Consider the following 21,166-nt stretch of genomic DNA (forward strand, 5'->3'; position numbering starts at 1 on the left):
CAACATATTTTTCCTATTATATCATAAATAAGCTAGGAATAGTATCCTGATAACTCCATCAAACACTTGCAAAAAAAATTACGAGCGCTATAATATGAATAATATTAACAAAAAGGAGGTCGCTATGTCGACATTAAATCGTGAATTTACAAAGCGTTTATACGCTGATTATCTGGCAAACTCAACTTTTCAAGCAACTGAAAATGCAGTGAGCCACAACGGCTTATTGAAGTCCTTGGAAACACGTCAAAGTACTATTGATAATGACTATGTATTCTCAATTGATCTTACTAACGACGCTGTATCAAACCAAAAGGCTTCTGGGCGCTGTTGGATGTTTGCTGCACTCAACACTTTCCGCCACAAGCTCATTTCAGATTTCAAACTGGAGAACTTTGAATTATCGCAGGCTCACACGTTTTTCTGGGATAAATATGAAAAGTCCAACTGGTTCCTAGAACAGATTATCGCTACTGCCGATCAAGAAATCGGTAGTCGTAAGGTAAAATTCCTCCTCGACACCCCTCAGCAAGATGGAGGTCAGTGGGATATGGTTGTTGCACTTTTTGAAAAATATGGCGTTGTCCCAAAATCTGTTTATCCCGAATCCATCTCATCAAGTGCCAGTCGTGAACTCAATCAATATTTAAATAAATTGCTCCGTCAAGATGCACAAATTCTACGTAATCTACTTGCAGGCGGTGCTTCTTCTCAAGAAGTTCAAACTAAAAAAGAAAACCTCTTACAAGAAATTTTTAACTTCTTGGCTGTCAATCTCGGACTCCCACCACAAACATTTGATTTTGCTTACAGGGATAAGGAGAACGTCTACCATCGTGACACCAACATGACGCCTCAGGAATTTTACAATAAGTATGTTGGTTTGAAATTATCTGACTACGTATCTATTATCAATGCCCCAACTTCCGACAAACCTTACAATCAATCTTATACCGTCGAGCTGTTGGGAAATGTTGTCGGGGCACCAGCAGTCCGTTATCTCAACCTTGATATGAACCGTTTCAAGGAACTAGCTATTGCTCAGCTTAAAGCAGGAGAATCTGTATGGTTTGGATCAGATGTCGGTCAAAGTAGCAATCGCCAAACAGGTATCATGGCTACTAATACCTATGACTTCTCTTCCAGCCTGGGTATTCACTTCCATCAAGATAAGGCAGGCAGACTGGACTACTCTGAAAGCTTGATGACACACGCTATGGTTCTGACTGGTGTTGACTTGGATGCAGATGGCAATCCACTAAAATGGAAGGTAGAAAATTCCTGGGGTGACAAGGTTGGTGATAAAGGATATTTCGTCGCCTCAGATAGCTGGATGGACGAGTACACCTATCAAATCGTTGTTCGTAAAGAATTCCTCACTCCGGAAGAATTGACTGCCTATCAGGCACAACCTCAAGTCTTAGCACCTTGGGATCCTATGGGGGCTCTGGCTTAAAAACTAGATATAGAAAAAAGAGGCGTTGCCTCTTTTTTCTAGCTATTATTTACTAATCTCTACTCAAGCCACCAAAAATACGAAGAAGATTGAGGAAGAGGTTGATGAAATCAAGATAGAGCTGGAGAGCCATAGATACAACCCATCCTTGCTCAACATGACCACCTGTCTGATCGAAAACCTGACGAATTCGTTGGTTATCATAGGCAATCAAACCTGAAAAAACAAGAACAGAAATGATGGACATAAAGAAACTCAAACCTGAACTACGGAAGAAGATATTAAGTACACTCGCAATAATAATACCCCAAAGAGCTGCACGTAGCGCCTGAGCCATACCAGAAAGATTTTTCCTAGTTGTCATACCAATCACAGCCATAATAGCGAACATAAGAGCTGCTGAGATAAAGGCCAACACAACTGTTTCACTCGTATAAAACATCAGTACCATACTGATTGTCAAACCATTAGTCACCGAATAGGCTAAAAACATAGGGAAAGCCATAGGACTATTTTTAGCAGCCATCGTTGAAGCTGAGACAACCAAGGCAAGTTGTCCAATCATGATAAGCATCAACATAATTGAACCACTACGCAATAATGCAAAGAGAAAACTTTGAAAAACGGTTACAGTCAAAAAAGAAACAAGGGCCGATAAACCGATTCCCATAGCAACTACGCCATAGATTTTCCCAAAGAAACGGTTTAGCGCAGTGTTATCCACCTGATTGATAATAAATGAATCATTATTCATAACATTCTCCTTTAAACTATATTTATAGAAGATGAAAGACCTCGTAGCCCTTCCATCGGTGCAGTGGTAACGAGAGTCAAATCCAGCCATCCGATACGGAGGGCCTTATTCTCTACTCCCTAACCTCATTGAGTTATTATACCACATTCTAGCCCAATTCACTTAAACAAAACTAAACATCAAGATTCCTGCCGCAATGGCCACATTTAAGCTCTCTGCCTGCCCCGGCATAGCAATATGAACCAACTGATCGGCTTCTTGAACTACAAAATCAGAAACTCCCTGACCTTCATTGCCCATCACAAGCGCAAAACTGGATGTAGGTGTTAGCTTTTTGTAGTCAAGAGACTGACTTGACAGAGTAGTTGCTAGTACTTGTACCTGATTGGTCTTAAGATTGGAAACGATCGCTGCCATCGGCAAGCGGTAGACCGGCAAATGAAAGTGACTTCCCTGCATGGAGCGCAACACCTTCATATTGTAAATATCTGCCGATTTATCTGTCAAAAATACTCCATCAAATCCAGCCGCATCAGCAGTCCGAATCATGGTCCCAACATTACCCGGATCCTGAACATCTTCCAAAATCAGGAATTTCCCAATTAACTGATCAGGTAATTCCTGACTAGGTAAAGCTAACTGGGCTAAAACGCCTTGGGGTGACTTAGAATCCGCCAAATCCTGCATTATTTCAGGACTAACAAAAGTCACATTGGACAAATCTTCAACCCGATCAGCATATTCTTCCAAGACCAAAATATGCTCAATCTTGGCTCCTGCTGCTAGAGCTTCTTCCAACAAATGCCACCCTTCAATCAAATAGGAGGTGGTACGGTATTTTTTCTGTTGTAATTTCCTGACCTGCTTGACCAAATTGTTGGTCTTTGAGCGAATAATTTCCATAACTGCCCCTTTTTCTTTTACTCTTCAGGAAAAATTCAAGCACTACTATAACTAAGTAAATGATCTTGACGCAGTGGACACGCCATAATCTACCAGAAGGTATCTTGAAGAGTATTACCCAATCATGATATAATAAAGTACAATTCTTGTCAAAAGGAGAATCTTATGCGAAAGGTAAAAATGATTGCTTCTGGTCGTGTTCAAGGTGTTGGCTTTCGCTGGTCTGTTCAATTCCTTGCAACAGAAATCGGAGATATTTATGGTCGCGTGTGGAATAATGAAGACGGAACAGTCACTATTCTTGCTCAATCGAATCATTCAGAGAAACTCAGCCATTTCATCCATGAAATTCGTAAAGGACCTTCTCGAATGTCTAAGGTCAACTACTTAGATATTACACTAGCCAATTTTGAAGATTACCATGATTTTCAAGTTAGCCATAGATAAAACTTGTATATTTCCCATAAAAAAAGTAAAATAGAATGTATATTGTAAAAAAGGAATGTATCATTTTGAAAAAGAATAAACGAATCCAGTTACTGGCGCTAGCCTTATCAACACTTGTATTTCTATCGGGATGTGTGCAGACTGATAAGCAAGGAAATCCTGTCGGCTTTGTTTGGGATTTCTTCGGACAACCAATGTCTTACTTCATAAAGTTCTTTGCTGAAAACCTAGGATTAGGCTTCGGTCTTGCCATTATCATTGTCACTTTAATTGTGCGTCTCATCATCATGCCGCTAGGTATTTATCAATCTTGGAAGTCTACCTACCAGTCGGAGAAAATGAACTACCTCAAACCGATCTTGGGACCTATCCAAGAACGAATGAAAAACGCAAGTTCTCAAGAAGAACAATTAGCTGCCCAGCAAGAGTTTTTTGCAGCTCAAAAACAATACGGTGTCAGCATGTTTGGCGGACTGGGCTGCCTGCCACTCTTAATGCAAATGCCATTCTTCTCAGCTTTGTTCTTTGCTGCTCGTCATACACCGGGAATTAACAACGCAGACTTCCTTGGTATAAATCTTGGTACTTCCAGCCTTGTTTTAACTGTTATAGCCGGTCTTCTCTATTATGCCCAATCACTCCTGATGCAAGTTGGGATGGATGAAGAGCAGAAAAAGCAAATGAAGCATCTAGCCATTATGAACCCGCTTATGATTGTCCTTTTCTCATGGTCGTCACCAGCCGGTGTTACACTCTATTGGGTTATCGGTGGTATTGTTGGACTAGTGCAACAAGCTCTCACAAACTTCATGCTCAAACCACGCATCCGTGCTAAAGTTGAGGAAGAATTTAAAAACAATCCTCCAAAGCCTTACAAATCAAACATGAAAGATGTAACTCCAAAGACTTCAGCTATTATTGAAGAAAAAACATCTAAAAAGAGTAAGCGCAACGCTGGCAAGCAACGATCCAGATAAACGATTCAACCATCCAACTGGGTGGTTGTTTTTTATGCCCGAAATAAACAATTATTTAGAAATCACTACCTACATAAATAAACAAAGATATTACAACTAAGAGATGATTCCTACGCTTTTTCATAAATAAAAAAAGAGAGCCTTGTGACCCTCTTACACCCTATTTTGTTTTTTCGACACTTACTATCTTCACATCGTAGCTACCAGCAGGCGTTGCAATCGTTACAACATCACCGGTCTTTTTACCAATCAAGGCATGACCAATTGGACTTTCATTTGAAATCTTGTTGGCAAAAGCATCTGCTCCTGCTGCACCGACAATATGATAAACTTCCTCTTCTGTTTCGCCAACTTCTTGAACGGTGACCGTCTTACCAATCGCTACTTCATCTGCCGCTACTGCGTCACTGTTAACAATCTCTGCATAACGAATTTTAGTTTCAATTGTAGAGATTTGTCCTTCAACGAATGCCTGCTCATCCTTTGCTGCTTCGTACTCAGAGTTCTCTGAAAGGTCACCATAGGAACGTGCAATTTTAATGCGTTCAACAATTTCTGGACGACGAACAAGTTTAAGTTCCTCTAATTCTTTTTCTAATTTTTCTTTTTCTTCCAAGGTCATTGGATATGTTTTTTCTGCCATTTTTATTTCCTTTTCTTTTAATTATATTTTCAAGAAAACAAAATTATGTGGTAAACCACATAATTTTGTTTTAAAAAGTTATATATCACTGTAAATGTGCATTGACATATTTAGCGACATTCTGGTTATGTTCCTCAATATTATTTGCAAAATAAACCTTCCCAGTTGTCACATCAGCTACGAAATAAAGATAATCCGTTGAGTTGGCATTAAGTATTGCCTCAATAGCTGATAAGCTAGGACTATCAACTGGACCAGGCATCAAACCAGGTTTCCAGTAAATATTATATGGAGACTCGATAGAAGTATCAATTGCTGCATCTTCTGCTAAGGTTGTTTCTTGACCGAGCTTACCTTGTGCATACAAGAGAGCAATATTTGACTGCAGAGGCATTCCTGAGTTTAGACGGTTCAGGAATACACTTGCAATATTACGGCGGTCTTCATCTTTAGCCCCTTCCTTTTCAACTAAGGAAGCGAGAGTTAGAAGTTCATTGACAGTCAAGTTTTTCGCGGCAATCGTATCGTAGTGTGGTTTCAGACGAGCATCCATCGCAGCAATCATCTGCTCAACCAACTCTTCCATTGTCGTATCTTCTGCATATTCATATATAGCAGGGAAAAGATAGCCTTCCAACTGGTAAAGAACTCCACTATTAGCTGCTGGGAGACTAGCAAATAATTTCGGATAAGCAGCAACCATACGATTGATAAAATCTTGATTGGTTACAGTCGCCATAAATTGTTCAGCGGTAAATGGTGTCTTCTCGTTTTTATTTCCCGTTTTGGTATTCACAGTAACCGCACGAGCAATTTGCTTCAGTGTGTATCCTTCAACAATCAAAATCTTGCCTGCAGACTCTTTTTGAGGTGTTGGTGTACCACTTTCTTGCAAGGCTTTGGCAATGTCATCAACAGACATACTTTGTTTCAAATTATAGAAACCGCTCTGGAAGTTATTGTAGCTCTTAATCTTGGAGTAATAATTGAAGATGGTAGCATTTTTTATCAACTTATTATTAACCAAAATCTCACCAATTTCCAAAGTTGAAGAACCTTTTGGAATTTCTACCGAAATAGCTTTCGTTGCTTTAACATCCACTGGTTCTAAACTAGATTTTACCCAGGCATAGCCAATAAATCCAGTCATTAAAACTACTACTACGATGATAGACATAATGATAGACACAATCCGCTTTGCGGCCTTGTCTTGTTTTTTTCGGCGTTGCTTGCTCATTCTATGCGATGACTTTCTTCTAGATTGGGTAGGTAGCGGCTGTTCCTTTGTTTCAGGAACGCTAGCTAGTGCCTTTGCTGCAATAATCGTTTCGTCCAATGAAAGAACACCGGTATCGCCTGTAACTTTTGACACATCCTCCGTAGGAAATTCTAGGAATGTGTCTTCTAAGACAGGATGTCCCTGAATAGGTGGCTCAACATTTTGAGAAACTGCATCACTTGACGGTGCTTCGTTAAATTCAGCAGCATTGGCCGCCACAAGATTTCTCAGCTTTTCTAGATTTCGCTCCACCGTATCTTGAGGAACTGAGCTTGAAACGTTTGCTTTTTCATCAATAAGAGATGCTGTATCAATTGTTGCTTCTGAACCCTTTTCTTCGAAATGTCCCCCAGCTTTTTTCGGTTCTCGGTCTTCTTCTGCCAAGTAGGAATCAGAAAAGGCCAGACTATCTATCTTGACAGAGCCGCTCTCTTTAATCATTTCTTCATCTTCAGCGACAGTTGCCTGAAGCTCATTGATAACTTCTGCTTTTTTATCAACAAGGACTTCTGCTGACTGCTCTGCCAAACGATTCACCTTCAATGCTTCTAAATCACGTAAAATCTGATCACGGAAACTTGAAGACTGCGTGTTTTTTTCATTCGTATCCTTTGTCACGCTTTCACTCCTTTCACACAGTTAATGTATATTATATCTCAAAGAAGGGTGAATTGCAAGAACTTCCCTTTCTACAAGGCTTTCCAGTACATATCATACCAGATTTGACCCCCAAATTGTGATAAGGAAGGTCCCCTGTCTTCAAATTGATTCATCTCATAATAGCGAACTAAGTAATCCTTACAAGTTAGGGCAATCCCTTCAAATCCTGCTACAACAGCTACTTCTTTTAAAGCGGCTAAAAGCAGAGTTCCCACTCCTTGTCCTTTGTAAGAATCAGCTACAGAAAGACTTGCAATAGCAAGGTGCTTCCCTACAGGCAAAGTGTCTGCTGTCAGATAGAAAATATCATCTGTGACAACCGATGAATCTGACGGACACGAAAGAATAAAGCCAGCAAGCTCACCATCATTTTCCATAACGAGACAGGTCTGATCAAGACGATGGACATAGGTTGATAAAATGGATACAGCAATCTGCTCTTCAGCGGGAAAATTAGCCTGTTCTAGTGCAATCACCTGTTTCAAATCCCAAGGTTGGACAAAACGAATTTCCATATTACTCCCTCATATAGCGGAAAAACAGGGGCCATTGGCCTCCGTCTTTCTTGCTTATTGTACATTATTGGTAAGGTTTGACAATAGTTGTTCAAACGAATATTCATAGGACTGAATATCCCCAGCTCCCATAAATACATAAACTGCATTATCATGATCCAAAAGTGGTGATGTATTCTCAACGGTCACCAAGCCACCCTTTTTAGTGATTTTTGCTGCCAAGTCTTCCACTTTAACCTGCCCATTATCTGTTTCACGCGCCGAACCGTAGATTTGTGCTAGATAAACTGCATCCGCCCCATTCAAGGCCTCAGCAAATTCATCCAAAAGGGCAATAGTTCGAGTAAAGGTATGTGGTTGGAAGATAGCAACCAGCTCCTTACTAGGGTATTTCTGACGAGCAGCATCAATCGTTGCGATGATTTCTGTTGGATGATGAGCAAAATCATCAATAATCACGGTCTCATTGACAACTTTTTCAGTAAATCGGCGTTTTACCCCTCCAAAAGTCTTCAAGTGCTCTGCAACCAATGCCAAATCAAAACCAGCAATGTACAGATTAGCAATTACAGCGGTCGCATTCATCACATTGTGCTTGCCAAAGGTTGGTATCTGGAACTCTCCCAATTCTTTTGCACCGTAGCGAAGCTTAAACCGCGAACCACTTGTAGAGGGTTGCAAATCATAGGCAACAAAGTCATTGTGCCCTTCTAGGCCATAGTAGTAGATTGGTGCATTGGCTGTAATACGGCGAAGCTGCTCATCTTCTCCGAATACAAATAGACCTTTCTTCACTTGTTTGGCATAATCATTAAAGGCATTAAAGACATCTTCAAGGCTGGTAAAGTAGTCCGGATGATCAAAGTCAATATTGGTAATAATACTATATTCAGGATAGTAAGGCGCAAAATGGCGCTCATACTCATCTGATTCAAATACAAAATATTGTGCATTAGCCGATCCACGACCAGTTCCATCGCCAATCAAGAAAGAGGTATCGGTAATATTACGCATAACATGAGCCAAGAGACCTGTCGTAGATGTTTTTCCATGAGCTCCTGCCACCCCTAGGCTGGTAAAATCTTTCATAAATTCACCAAGAAACTCATGGTAGCGTTTATAAGCGAATCCCTGTGTATCAGCATAGGCAATTTCCACATTGTTATCGGGACGAAAGGCGTTACCTGCAATCAATTCAACATCTGCTGTGATATTTTTCTCATCAAATGGCAAAATGCGAATCCCCGCTTGCTCAAGTCCTCGCTGAGTAAAGTAGTATTTATCCACATCACTTCCTTGAACCTTGTAGCCCATCTGGTGCAACATAAGAGCAAGTGCACTCATTCCTGATCCCTTAATCCCAATAAAATGATAGGTTTTTGTCATGTCATTCCTCTTCTATATGTGTCAAATTCAATTCTTGTGCCACTTGGCGGTCTCGCTGCTGTCTACGTTCAGGGTAGTTGTAAACCTGACTCTTTTTCAAGAAATCGTAAGAATTTTTCTTTACAGCCTGTTCTTGCCCCCTATCTTCTTTTTTCAAAGAGTACACTGCGGGCATGTCTGCCAAGATATAATCTGTCTGGCGGAGCTTGTCCGCCAAACGTGTCAATCGTCCTACCACTGGCTCAGTAGCTGGCACAACTGGTGGCTTGACCACAACTTTAGCCGGAGCAGGCTTCTCATCCCTTAGATAGGTAGCAGAACGCTTTCTCTTCAGATCCTCTCTAGCTTGCTCACGAGCTAATTGTCCTTGAGTCTTCAATGGTGAGGATTTTGATTTGGTAAAATTCTGAAGACGTTCCTTACGCGAATAATGGCTCGGTTTGACCTCAAAAAGAGGCGGTAAGAGCTCGTCTTCTGTCTGCATCACTGGCTTTGACTGCACAGCTCTTCCTGAATCAACAGACCGGATGAACTCCTTTTCCTGATAAGGTCCCCTGATATTGCTAATCAAGTCACTCTCATCATATAAACTCATAACTGGATTTTCTCCAACCAGTACTTCGTTGTCTGCAACTAGCGGAAATCTATTTTCTTGTCGAATCATAAGTCTTCCTTTCAAACTCTTATTATACCATATTTAGCTTTAGTTTGCCTAATACCCTCTGAAAATAAAGACTACACACTGTCACATAAATTCATTAGTTTTCAACGAATCAAAGTATGTTTTATCTTATCCAGCTCGCAATCTATTTTACATCACCTGATAGTGTGTCTATGCTAAAGAAAATCGACAAGCTAATCAACACCTAAAATATCTCGAATGTCTTCAACCGTCAAATTAGCACGACTTTCATTTCCATCAAGAACCGTCTTGACGAGATTCTTCTTATTCTCTTGCAGATCTTGAATCTTTTCTTCAATTGTTCCCTTCGTAATTAAGCGATAGCATTCGACCTTATCCGTCTGTCCCATCCTATGAGCACGACTGATAGCTTGTGCTTCAACCGCTGGATTCCACCAGAGGTCAACGAGAATAACGGTGTCAGCTCCCGTTAGATTGAGACCAACCCCTCCAGCTTTTAAGGATATTAGGAAAGCATCCCGACTTCCTGCATTAAAAGCCTGTGTCATTTCCTGACGCTGCCGGGCAGATGTCGAACCGGTCAAGATATATGATGACATCCCCAAATCATCCAACTGACTCGCAATGTGCTCTAACATAGTTTTAAACTGTGAAAAAATCAATACCCGGTGTTCTCCATCTTTTAGCTGTAGTAGGAGCTCTTTTAGGCTGTTGAGTTTACCACTCTCCCCTCGAAAATCATCCATAAAAAGGCTAGGAGTGTCGCATATTTGCCGCAGACGAGTAATACCGGATAAGATTTCAATTTTACTTCGATTGATTTGGGCATCGTCTGCCCCCGCTATCCTAGCCTGCATTTGCTGAAGTTGTGCTAGATAGACAGCCTTCTGCTCATTCGTTAATTCATTGAGGACATTGACTTCAATCAAATCTGGCAATTCTTGAAGGACAGTTTCCTTTTGGCGTCTAAGGACAAAAGGCTGAATGGCTCGCGCAATCTCTTTGGCACTTAATTTACCAAAGGCGTGCTTGGTTGGCAACAACCCCGGTAGAACAATTTGGAAAATGGACCATAATTCCGTCAGATGGTTTTCAATTGGTGTGCCCGAAAGGGCAAAACAGTTGCCAACCTCAAATTCCCGCAATAGCTGAGCGATTTTAGACTGGGCATTTTTCATAACTTGAGCCTCATCTAAAATCAGGTAATCAAACTGTGTTTGCTTATAAAGGGAAACATCCTGTCTGAAGGACGGATAGGAAGTGACCATAATTTGGTGTTTTGCTGCAATCAAGGCCTCCCGTTGTTCCTTGGTTCCGTGAACAACTACCACATCTAGGTTGGGTGCAAACTTCTTGCATTCATCCTGCCAATTGTAGATCAAACTTGAAGGAGCCAAAATCAGAACCTTGGAGTCTTCTGTTAGGCGGCTGGTCAAAAAGGCGATTGCCTGTAGGGTCTTTCCTAATCCCATATCATCTGCCAGAATTCCCCCAAAACCGTAAGTGTCTAGCATGGAAAGCCACTTGACACCTGTCTGCTGGTAGTCTCTCAAAGGAACTATCACATCTAACTCAGGCAGAGGAAAATTATCTGGATTGGCCAAATAGGCCGCCATTTCCTGAAATTCCTTGGAAAAGCTAGCCTGCTCAAAACCGGATAAAGATTGAGCTAATTGATAGCCAGCCAAGGCGTGAACCTGAACTTGTCCTTGCTGACCAAAACGAGCTCGTAAATTGAGTAACGTTTGACTGATTTTCTTTGTTTCTTCATCGAAAACCAAAACTCTACCGCTTGAGCTGGTATAGTAATCCTCTTGATTCAATAAAGCTATGATGGCCTGGTCAATCTCTGCTTGCTCAATACCAGATAGATCAAAAGAAATATCCAAGAGCGAACCGTTGCGCACCACCTCTAGCTGTGGCTTGGCTTCAATCAATAAGGATTGAACAGCTTCTGCCAGATACACCTGTCCCATCTTTTGTAAAATAGGCAATTGCTGATGGAAAAACGGATAGAGCTCCTGCTGACTAAGCGGTGGTCGCTGGGCAAGGTATTTGCCACGAAAACCAGCCAGGCTAATAGCTTGATGAATCGATTCCAAATGCTGAAAATGACTAGCAAAAGGAAGCCGGGCTAAATCTTCCTCACTTCTTACCTTACGACCTGCAAAATCCAAAACCAATTGTAAGGTCAGGCTACCATTTTTCTCCATTTCAATATGGAACTCTGGTTCAAAGTCATGTATGATAAAACGCTTGGGCGCCTTAACGGTTCCGACTGTCTGCAAATCCAGCAAGCTAAGTGCCAGACGATCTTGATCTTGGAAATCTACTTGGACTTTCTTTAGGCCTGATTCGGTCGGAACAAGCTCAGACAGGTGGCGAATGAGAGTTTCCTGTTGGCGATGAACACTGTAAATCACACCATCCATCAGAAGATAACGTCCCTGAAAGAGCGAACGAATTGGTTTCTCATGAATTACCATCTCAATCATGTGAGTGTGGACAGTCACTTCAAAATGATAAAGCCCTGCCATCGCCGTCAAAGGGAGAACCATTAAAGAATGATAGGTCTGTTGCTGGTAGGTGAAAGTAAAACCTTCCAATTGACATAGCAAACCGACTCCCTCTTCAAAATAAGCCTGTGGAAGACGAAAATGCCGACCAAAGTGGATGAGAATGTTAGAGTCTAAACTAGCTTTTTCTGGCACCAAGGTCCAAAGAAAATCCAAAACTGCCTGACTGGATTCATCAAAATTCTCATAGAAAATCTGCTCATAATAGTTTTTCCCAATTTGGTACTGTCCACTGATTTTAACCAATCGTAGGAAGGCACCGATGTCTCGAATAATATACGAACGCTTATCTGGCAAGCGGATAATCTTTAAAGTCCAATCAATCTGGCGTTCGTAAAGAAGGAGACTTCCCTCAACTGATAGCCGGTATTTGATACCTATTTCCGGTTTTGGACGCAAAATCTCATCCAAAAATAGACCACCAAAATAGGTTCGACGGACGGTTTCTTTATGATTTTTCCCCTCTTCTTTGAGAGATTGGCTCATATTTTTTCCTGAAGCATCATTTTTTAAAAAATATTCCGTGGCAGCTAGATGTTGACAGTAGCCCTTATTTTGGAACAACTGACAACTACACTGTAAATCACTGTCCTCATCTCCATAAACGAATCGTTCACCAGCAATGTCCAGTTCCATTTTCCCCTTCTCACTACGAAGGACTGTCAAGTGACCCGCCTCGTACAAATCAATTCCTTCTTGGCGAATCCGCCCCGGCATCATACGACTCATCCAAACTCCTTTCACCAACGCTAATCTCATAAATAATTATCTTTTCATTATAGCATATTTTTGGATTCAACAAAAATCAAATCAATTTAAATCTCTAGAGCTGAAAGGAATAATAAGGCAAATGGGAACAGGGGAGACCCATTTCTCAGTCTCTAAAACTCCCACTGATCCGGTCAGTGTATGTGATATAAATCATTTTGACAGATGCTCTGTCTAAACACAAAAACACCAGTTCAAGACTGATGTTCTGGCTTACTTTTCCAATAATAGACTGTCACTTGCCACATTTTTCTCATTCGCCTAATTGTTCTCCACAGCCAATAAATAGCAACAGGAAGAAGAACCATAGCCATAGTTACCGTAAATAATTCCTTTCTTTTTAGGAAGTCGAAAAACAAATAGACAACTAAAAAGCCTATAAGAACCATGCACATGACATTAAATAAAATCCCTAGCCATCCCAACCAGTAGCGCACTCCGAAAGGTGGATGTTTTCTTTCGTCAAAATCAGGCAACTCCATCAACAACTCAAGAAGTAGCTCTCCTAAAATCTGCATATCACTCTCCATCCCTCATGTTTCGGTAGTATTGAGTTCGTCTTATCAGAATTTTTATGGTATGCCAACTCATAAACGTGAGACCAACCGCTACTCCTACAAAAAAGAAAAAGAACCAAACCAATTTCCGTTCAAGCTGATTATAGACCATGATGGAAGCACCAGTAAAAACAAGAAAGTAGGAAAGTAAGGTCAAGCCCATAAGCCAGATCCCTGAAAAAACACTTAACCAATAACGAAAACCAAAAGGCTTATATTCCGTAGCTTCATAATGAACTAAACGGAAGATAGCAGATGATAGCAGAATCAGTAAAATACGCCAAATAGAATTGTTCATCATGTTAGAAACTCCTTAATTTATTATAGCAAATCAAATAGGGATAATAAAGAAAAAGGAGGTTCTTTTCTCATGGCTAAAAAAGGAAGTAAATTTACAAAGTATCCACCTGAATTCAAAATACAAGTAGTCGAGGACTATCTTAGTGGGAAAAGTGGTGGTATGGACTCAATTGTAAAAAAGTATGGCTTGAAATCAAACAATCAAGTCCTCACATGGACTAGAAAATATCACGAAAATCCACAATTGCTCCACCAAGATTTAAGAGGTGCTAAATCAACTGGTCGCCCAAAATCAACCAATCTTGATGAAATGACAATAGAGGAACAGAATGCCTTTCTTCGTATGGAGAATGCGATTTTAAAGACCTTAAGGACTCTCCTCCATCCGAGAGAAGAGTCCACCTCTATCAAGTAGTTGAGCGGTTGAAAGATCGTTACTCCGTCTCCGCTTTATGTGCCTATTTCGGCTTCCCCAGGTCTTCCTACTACCTTTGGTTGAGCAAGGGGAGGCCGGTCTATAAGCGGTTTGATGCGAACTTAACCCAAAAGATTACAACTATCTTCCATGACACTCAAAAGGGCTATCGCTTCATCTCTTATCAACTGAGAAGACACTATCAACTTTCCCCTAATCCTAAAACTGTCTTGCGCTATATGCGTATTCTTGGTCACCAGTCTCCTATTCGGAAGAAGCGGTATCACTCCTGCACGCAACGAGAGATAAATGAAAAGGCAAGACACGTCCACTACAACGTGCTTGCACGAAACTTTAAAGCAGAACGTCCTCTCCAGAAACTAACAACGGATGTCAGTTATGTTTACCACAAACAGGGAAGGATGTTCCTTAGCGTCATAAAAGATTGTTATGACAACTCTATTCTAGCATATACTCTTTCAGATTATAACGATAATCAGCTCGTTTTTGAAAACTTAGACCTCGTCTTCAATGAAAATTGGGATGCCACACACATTTGTGTCTTGCATTCTGATCAAGGTTTTCAGTACACCAACCAACTTTATCTCAGAAAACTAGACCAGTATGGTGTTACGATTTCCCATTCTGGAAAAGGGAATTGTTATGACAATGCTTCTTGTGAAAATTTCTTTTCCCATCTCAAGAGTGAGTCCTTACGACTCTTTCCTCCTGATAACAGAGATGAACTCAGCCAACAAATTAAAGAATACATGGACTGGTATAACTATGATAGACCACAAGAAAAATTAAAAGGTATGACTCCCTTAGAATTTAGGGAAGCATACCTTCTAAACACCTAACTTTTTTAACTGTCCATTTTATCTGGGGCTTGACAAGGTCTCCCTCTTTTTCTTTATTTCCGTTTACGGGCAATGAGATGAATAGGGGTTCCCTCAAAGACAAAAGCCTTGCGAATTTGGTTTTCCAGGAAACGCATGTAGGAAAAATGCATAAGTTCTTCTTCATTGACAAAGACTACAAAAGTTGGCGGCTTAGTAGCAACCTGTGTCGCATAAAAAATCTTGAGACGCTTACCCTTATCGGTCGGAGTTGGATTGATAGCAATGGCATCCATGATGACATCATTCAATACTGCTGACGGGATACGAGTATTCTGGCTTTCACTGATAGCCTTTATCATCTCTGGTAATTTGTGTAGGCGTTGCTTAGTAAGTGCTGATACAAAAATAATCGGTGCGTAAGACAAATATTGGAACTGATCACGAATATCATCTTCCCAACGCTTCATTGTATGGTTGTCTTTTTCAAGTGTATCCCACTTGTTAACCACAATAATCATACCTTTCCCAGCTTCATGAGCAAAACCAGCGATCCGCTTGTCATATTCACGAATACCTTCTTCTGCATTGATCACCATCAGTATAACATCCGAACGCTCAATGGCACGCATAGCGCGCATAACAGAATACTTCTCTGTATTTTCATAAACCTTGCCAGACTTACGCATACCCGCTGTGTCAATCATTGTGAACTCTTGACCTTCTGAATCTGTAAAATGCGTATCAATAGCATCACGGGTCGTTCCAGCTACAGGCGAAGCAATCACACGCTCCTCGCCCAAGATAGCATTGATCAAACTTGACTTACCAACATTGGGACGTCCGATTAGACTAAACTTGATAATATCTGGATTTTCCTCCACCTCTTTGTTCGGCAAGTTTTCAATGATTGCATCCAGAACATCCCCCGTACCAATACCGTGGACGGAAGATACAGGATACGGATCCCCAAGACCGAGTGAATAAAAATCGTAAATCTCATTTCGCATCTCAGGATTGTCTACCTTGTTAACCACAAGGATGATTGGCTTGTTGGTCTTATAGAGAATACGAGAGACATACTCATCAGCATCCGTCACACCTTCTTTTCCTGATACAACAAAGACGATGACATCCGCCTCATCCATAGCGATTTCCGCCTGATGCTTGATCTGCTCCATAAAAGGAGCAGCAACATCATCAATACCTCCTGTATCAATCAAAGAGAACTTACGGTTGAGCCACTCACCAGTGGCATAGATACGGTCACGAGTCACACCTTCTACATCTTCTACAATGGAAATACGTTCACCCGCAATACGGTTAAACAGTGTTGATTTACCAACGTTGGGACGTCCAACGATAGCAATAGTTGGTAGAGCCATAGCTCCTCCTCTTCTTACATTCAAATTTTATACAATCAGCCACCCATCAATGAGCAGCAACTATTCTCATTCGACCTAAACTGTTATTACCTCAACTTATTTTCAGCATTAGTCTCCACAATAGAGGAATTATCGGACATCTAAAAAAGATAAAGCGACGTTTTGTCCAATAAATGCCTGATAACTAGAGTTTGCTAATCCAATGAGATACTCAAATCGTCTACTACAAAAGTTTGTTTTTCTCTAAAATAGCACGTGTTTCTGGCTGCTCTGCTTGTCCAAATTGCATTACCATTCGCTCAGACCAAGTTTGTGCCTGGCGTGCTCCTGCGTAAGCTGTCTGTACACGATCATAGGCTTCAATAGCTTTCACACCTTGCTCTATATATTCTTCTTGAAAGACAATAGAATCTGCCTCCAAGCGCGGTTTAACAGGATGATTTTGAGCTGGACATCCCAGAGCAATACAAAAAATCGGATAGGTATAATCTGGCAGGCTAAATAGCTCTGCTATATCCAGAGCCTTATGACGAATCATGCCGATAAAGACCCCTCCATAACCTAGACTTTCTGCTGCCAAAAGGGCATTTTGTCCTGCTAGCGAAGCATCAACCGATGAAATCAAAAGGTTTTCCGTTCCCTTAGCGTCAAAATTCGCTCCATGCAACTGAGCTGCCTTACTAGCACGGTTGTGGTCTCCAACAAAAACCAAAATAGCCTGAGCCTGCAAAATAGCTGGCTGGGGTACTAGATTATAAAGAGACTGCTTTTTAGTTTCAGACTGAACCACAATGATGGAATAAGATTGCAAATTCTTCCAGCTAGAGGCTGCCCGCCCCGCTGTGATAATCATGTCCAAATGCTCCTTCGAAATCGCTTCTTCTGTAAAGCGCCGAACTGAGCTATGGGACAACATCAAATCAATTGTTTCATTCATCGGCGATTATTTCCCTTCAAATGTAAATCTCGTGCTAGATAGCGAATACGCTCCATCACACGCTTGGCTTGCCAAGTTTCATCTCCAGACTTTCCTGATGCAAAGTGTCGTTCCAACTCTATAAGTGAAAAATTAGAGGTGAAAAAAGTCGGCAAATTTTCCTGCATACGATACTGGAGGATGACCTGCAACACGTCATCACGAACCCATGGACTATGCTGTTCTGCACCAATATCATCCAAAACCAAGACTTGAGCCATCTTGATTTCATCAATTCTTTCCTTGACAGAGCCATCTTTAATGGCATTTTTAATATCCACCACAAAGGTAGGATAATGAAGCATGGTGGTAGACTGAAGATGGGTCTTGGACAATAGATTGGCCAGATAAGCCATCAAGTAACTCTTTCCTATTCCAAAATTGCCATAGATATAGAGAGCTTTCGGTTTTTCCTCAAAATGCTTCACAAAATCTGTAATCGCCAGCATTACCTCAACTCGATTTTCATCGTTTTTATCAATATCTGCGACAGTAATATTCTTGAGGCTCGCTGGCATATTGATTAGCTGAATACGGTTCTTAATAGCCTCTAATCGGCGATATTCGACCAATTCCTCTGTTTCAAGATAAGAAACATCTGCATAACCCTCGTTCATAATGAGCACAGGCTGGTACCCTTTAGCAATATAAGCTTCGTCCTGTTGAACAAAAAGGTCCCGCTGACTAATATATTCCAAAAATTTTGAAATGGATAGATTGATTTCTTCTTGGGTCAAGCCTTCCTTTCTGATAAAAGCAGCTACTTCTGCATCATTCACAATCTCTTGATAGAGTTGCTGGTAGGATTTGGGATTGCTATAATTAGCTTGGGGTAGTCGATCTTGTACTGATTTCATCAGCCACCTCCTTTGGTTTCCATTTCTTCTAATTCACGATAAAGAGCAGCTAGCTTTGCCTGGCCTTCTTGCGTTTGTCCCTGCTGAACTTCTTCCTTGCTCCATTCGGGGATATTTGTCTTTTGTGGTTTGCTCACTCTGGTGGCCTGGCCTGCTTTCAACTCTCTCAGATAAAGAACTGCTGCTTCCGCACTAGCAAGGCCTTTGTAAGAAAAGTCATTGCCCAATTTCATGGCATATTTTTCATTTAGGTTGGCAGAATCCACCTTGTTAAAAGTATAAAGTAGTAAGACATTGATGACCTCATCTAGTAATCCCAGATTGGCTAAGTCTGTCAAACACTTCCGCTCTGCCATTGTCACCGCTGCCCTTCTATGGTCTTTAAGAACTGAAAGAAAGATTAGACTAGATTTAGCCTTGGCCTCCCGAACAATGGCTTTTTCTTTTGCCGTTAGACTGCCATTTTCTAAGGAAAAAGATTGGCGTGACTGCTGCAACCGTTTGGTTGAGATAGTTTGACCGATAGCTGTCGCCTTCGCCTGACGATAGGTTTCCAACCAAGTCCACCCTGCCTGCTCTGCTATGTAACTAAGAGCGATAATATCCTCTGTTTCATTTTGAAAAAGAAGCTTATCTCTAGCCATTAGAGCCTTAAAGGCTGACCAATCAAAATCAGGTTGGCTCTCATAAATAGCTGGTACTTGTCCGTCCAACGTAAAAACATCAGAAAAGGCTTTAGATATATTTTGTTCCTGATTTGGTAACTGATTCATCAGCCCCTCTAGACTCAGTTCCCCAATTCGTTTTGCTAATAAATGCTTATACAAAGGCTTGGCTAGAAAGCTTTTAACTGACAGAGGAGCTTGCAGCGAAAGTCCTATCAAATCATCCAACTGATAAAGTTCCAAGAGTCCCATAGCAGTCAGAATATCCAGAGCCTGCTCCAGCCGATTCATCCCCAAATTCATATGATTAAGGATGCTAGTCCATTTGTAACGTCCCTGTCCTTGATCTGCAAAGCTATAGAGATGGTAATAAAGAGCTAGAGCATCAAAGCCAATAATGGGCTGGTAACAGCGACTGAGACTGATAATATCTGGGGTAAAAGAACTGGTTTTGATATAGGAAAATAGATCATTTGGCTTCATGATATCAACCCGATTTCACCTTACTACCTTTGGAAATCATCTGTTTGAGCAGATTTTCCAATTCTTCCACATCCTTGAAGGAACGGTAAACTGACGCAAAACGTACGTAGGTAATCTCATCCAGCTCAACCAATTCTTCCATCACCAGATTCCCGATTACATCAGACTCAATTTCATTGTCCCCTTGGGCTCGAACTTTCTGTTCAATCCGACTAACTACTTCATCAATATCATCAGTTGACACAGGCCGCTTTTGAGCAGAGCGAATAATTCCATTGAAAATTTTCTCACGAGAAAACTGCTCTCTTGTGCCATCCTTCTTGACAACAACTAAGGTTTTTTCTTCAATCCGTTCATAGGTGGTAAAACGCTGACCACATTGATCACAGGAACGGCGACGACGAATGGTATTGCCATCTTCAGCCTGACGACTATCAATGACACTTGATTTCAAACTCTGACATTTTGGACAACGCATACTCTTACTCCTACATAAACTTTATCAACTCAGTATAGCACAAAAATACTAAAATTAAAAGAAAGCGAGAAACTACTCGCCTTCCAAATTCATTTCATTTTGTTTCTTCAATCGCATGGTAACCCACTCTCGTATTAGACGGTAAATAACTGCAAAGATCGGAGTAAAAAAGATCATTCCTAACAGACCAAATAAATTACCACCTATGAGAGCAGCAGCTAAGGTAAACAGGGTTGGTAAACCAACAGACTGTCCAACGACACGAGGATAGATGACATTTCCTTCGATCAATTGAATCAATTGGAACAAGGCAATTGACCACAGAGCCAGCAAAGGATTTTGCACCGCAACAAAAAGAGCACTAATCAAACAAGCTGACAAAGGACCGATATAAGGAACAAAGGATAGGACACCAGCCAAAATACCTGCCATACTAGCGTAAGGTATACCCGAAAAAGAATAACTCACAAAAACAAGAGTTCCGATAATGCAGGCTTCGACAATCTGACTCATCAAAAATTTATCATAGGTATCAACGATCACTTCACCAATATAATTCACAATCTTAACTGCCTTTGCTGGCAAGATAGCTTGTAAAAATTTTCTAGCCATATTTTGCAAATGCTCCTTGCTCCCCAGAATGGCAAGAGTGAAGAAGAAAGCGATCACCAATGTCATTGTATTTGAGAAGAGACCTGTCACATTAGAAACTAAGCCAGATAGGATTGGAGTAACCAAACCAGAAATAAAGGTCAGATTTTTTAATTGATTCAGAAAACCAATGATTTGATCCCCAATTTTGCCTGACAAAAGACCATTAGAACCCAAAAAATTTGTCAGGGCATTCACTGATTTTGGAATCGCAGTGCTGCTAACCGAAACCAACTCCGATACAGTCGTTACCAAGGTAGGAAGAACGATAACAACCAAGACTGTGACAATCAAGGCAAAACTAATGAGAACTCCAACAATGGCCAAGGAGCGCTTAGACTTCTTGAGGAAAGTAATTTTCTCAAGCTGATCCTCTAATTTCTTCATAGGCACGTTGAGAATAAAAGCAATGATGGCACCAATAAACAACGAATTCATACTACCGAGTAGCTGTTGAGCAGCACCGTAAATACTTGACCAATTTAAAACTGCTAGTAAGGTGACACCAGCTAACACTATCAATATAACTTTTTCCTTAAATGATGAGTTCATA

21 protein-coding genes are annotated in these 21,166 nt (G+C 40.9%); 5 read left to right on the forward strand and 16 right to left on the reverse strand.

Going from position 1 to position 21,166, the window contains the following annotated elements:
- The first annotated feature begins 124 nt into the window (after positions 1-124).
- A complete protein-coding gene (pepC, locus tag SR187_RS07525) occupies positions 125-1,456 on the forward strand; it encodes an aminopeptidase C (protein ID WP_024532756.1) in 1,332 nt (443 codons plus the stop codon).
- A 52-nt stretch (positions 1,457-1,508) separates the two neighbouring features.
- On the opposite strand, the gene SR187_RS07530 is transcribed toward pepC, so the two are convergent.
- Together SR187_RS07530 and SR187_RS07535 are read right to left on the reverse strand one after the other, a co-directional pair.
- Complete coding sequence (locus SR187_RS07530) at positions 1,509-2,210, reverse strand: Bax inhibitor-1/YccA family protein (protein ID WP_024533137.1); 702 nt, start codon at positions 2,208-2,210, stop codon at positions 1,509-1,511.
- Between the two features lie 162 nt (positions 2,211-2,372).
- Positions 2,373-3,113 (reverse strand): TrmH family RNA methyltransferase, encoded by a 741-nt coding sequence (locus SR187_RS07535; protein WP_120172042.1) that lies wholly within the window; start codon positions 3,111-3,113, stop codon positions 2,373-2,375.
- Positions 3,114-3,278: 165 nt separating this feature from the next.
- Between SR187_RS07535 and SR187_RS07540 the strand changes: the two genes are divergently transcribed.
- Together SR187_RS07540 and yidC are read left to right on the forward strand one after the other, a co-directional pair.
- Positions 3,279-3,560, forward strand: coding sequence for an acylphosphatase (locus tag SR187_RS07540; protein WP_120172043.1), 282 nt, complete (start codon positions 3,279-3,281; stop codon positions 3,558-3,560).
- A 65-nt stretch (positions 3,561-3,625) separates the two neighbouring features.
- A complete protein-coding gene (gene yidC, locus SR187_RS07545; RefSeq protein ID WP_024533134.1) occupies positions 3,626-4,537 on the forward strand; it encodes a membrane protein insertase YidC in 912 nt (303 codons plus the stop codon).
- 160 nt (positions 4,538-4,697) lie between these two features.
- On the opposite strand, the gene greA is transcribed toward yidC, so the two are convergent.
- The 8 genes from greA to SR187_RS07585 all read right to left on the reverse strand — a co-directional run bounded on the left by greA (position 4,698) and on the right by SR187_RS07585 (position 13,865).
- On the reverse strand, positions 4,698-5,180 hold the full coding sequence (greA, locus tag SR187_RS07550) for a transcription elongation factor GreA (protein WP_024533133.1): 483 nt from the start codon (positions 5,178-5,180) through the stop codon (positions 4,698-4,700).
- A gap of 85 nt (positions 5,181-5,265) precedes the next feature.
- Positions 5,266-7,077: an endolytic transglycosylase MltG gene (gene mltG / locus SR187_RS07555; RefSeq protein WP_120172044.1), complete on the reverse strand. Its 1,812-nt coding sequence runs from the start codon at positions 7,075-7,077 to the stop codon at positions 5,266-5,268.
- Between the two features lie 71 nt (positions 7,078-7,148).
- Complete coding sequence (locus SR187_RS07560) at positions 7,149-7,634, reverse strand: GNAT family N-acetyltransferase (protein WP_120172045.1); 486 nt, start codon at positions 7,632-7,634, stop codon at positions 7,149-7,151.
- 54 nt (positions 7,635-7,688) lie between these two features.
- Positions 7,689-9,020 (reverse strand): UDP-N-acetylmuramate--L-alanine ligase, encoded by a 1,332-nt coding sequence (gene murC / locus SR187_RS07565; protein ID WP_120172046.1) that lies wholly within the window; start codon positions 9,018-9,020, stop codon positions 7,689-7,691.
- Position 9,021: 1 nt separating this feature from the next.
- Positions 9,022-9,684, reverse strand: coding sequence for a hypothetical protein (locus SR187_RS07570; RefSeq protein ID WP_024533129.1), 663 nt, complete (start codon positions 9,682-9,684; stop codon positions 9,022-9,024).
- A gap of 191 nt (positions 9,685-9,875) precedes the next feature.
- Positions 9,876-12,968 carry an SNF2-related protein gene (locus SR187_RS07575; protein WP_120172047.1) on the reverse strand — a complete coding sequence of 1,031 codons (3,093 nt, stop codon included), beginning with the start codon at positions 12,966-12,968 and terminating at the stop codon, positions 9,876-9,878.
- Between the two features lie 233 nt (positions 12,969-13,201).
- A complete protein-coding gene (locus SR187_RS07580) occupies positions 13,202-13,525 on the reverse strand; it encodes a hypothetical protein (RefSeq protein ID WP_120172048.1) in 324 nt (107 codons plus the stop codon).
- A 1-nt stretch (position 13,526) separates the two neighbouring features.
- The gene (locus SR187_RS07585; RefSeq protein WP_120172049.1) at positions 13,527-13,865 is read right to left on the reverse strand and encodes an MFS transporter; all 339 of its coding nucleotides are present in this window, start codon (positions 13,863-13,865) and stop codon (positions 13,527-13,529) included.
- A gap of 69 nt (positions 13,866-13,934) precedes the next feature.
- Here SR187_RS07585 and SR187_RS07590 point away from each other — a divergent pair, with 69 nt between their 5' ends.
- The gene (locus SR187_RS07590) at positions 13,935-14,279 is read left to right on the forward strand and encodes a transposase (RefSeq protein ID WP_120172050.1); all 345 of its coding nucleotides are present in this window, start codon (positions 13,935-13,937) and stop codon (positions 14,277-14,279) included.
- 8 nt (positions 14,280-14,287) lie between these two features.
- Complete coding sequence (locus tag SR187_RS07595; protein ID WP_120172051.1) at positions 14,288-15,139, forward strand: IS3 family transposase; 852 nt, start codon at positions 14,288-14,290, stop codon at positions 15,137-15,139.
- 53 nt (positions 15,140-15,192) lie between these two features.
- Here SR187_RS07595 and der read toward each other — a convergent pair whose 3' ends face one another.
- The 6 genes from der to SR187_RS07625 all read right to left on the reverse strand — a co-directional run bounded on the left by der (position 15,193) and on the right by SR187_RS07625 (position 21,165).
- A complete protein-coding gene (gene der, locus SR187_RS07600) occupies positions 15,193-16,503 on the reverse strand; it encodes a ribosome biogenesis GTPase Der (RefSeq protein ID WP_024532836.1) in 1,311 nt (436 codons plus the stop codon).
- A 223-nt stretch (positions 16,504-16,726) separates the two neighbouring features.
- A complete protein-coding gene (locus tag SR187_RS07605; protein ID WP_162496992.1) occupies positions 16,727-17,440 on the reverse strand; it encodes a nitroreductase family protein in 714 nt (237 codons plus the stop codon).
- Positions 17,437-18,336, reverse strand: coding sequence for a primosomal protein DnaI (gene dnaI, locus SR187_RS07610; protein ID WP_024532838.1), 900 nt, complete (start codon positions 18,334-18,336; stop codon positions 17,437-17,439). The genes SR187_RS07605 and dnaI overlap by 4 nt, the downstream gene beginning before the upstream one ends.
- The gene (locus SR187_RS07615) at positions 18,336-19,484 is read right to left on the reverse strand and encodes a replication initiation and membrane attachment family protein (RefSeq protein WP_120172052.1); all 1,149 of its coding nucleotides are present in this window, start codon (positions 19,482-19,484) and stop codon (positions 18,336-18,338) included. The genes dnaI and SR187_RS07615 overlap by 1 nt, the downstream gene beginning before the upstream one ends.
- 4 nt (positions 19,485-19,488) lie before the next feature.
- Positions 19,489-19,962, reverse strand: a complete 474-nt coding sequence (gene nrdR / locus SR187_RS07620) for a transcriptional regulator NrdR (protein ID WP_024532840.1) — start codon at positions 19,960-19,962, stop codon at positions 19,489-19,491.
- 72 nt (positions 19,963-20,034) lie between these two features.
- Positions 20,035-21,165 carry an AI-2E family transporter gene (locus tag SR187_RS07625; RefSeq protein WP_024532841.1) on the reverse strand — a complete coding sequence of 377 codons (1,131 nt, stop codon included), beginning with the start codon at positions 21,163-21,165 and terminating at the stop codon, positions 20,035-20,037.
- Position 21,166 lies beyond the last annotated feature (1 nt).

Source organism: Streptococcus ruminantium (assembly GCF_003609975.1).
GTDB classification, from domain to species: Bacteria; Bacillota; Bacilli; order Lactobacillales; family Streptococcaceae; genus Streptococcus; species Streptococcus ruminantium.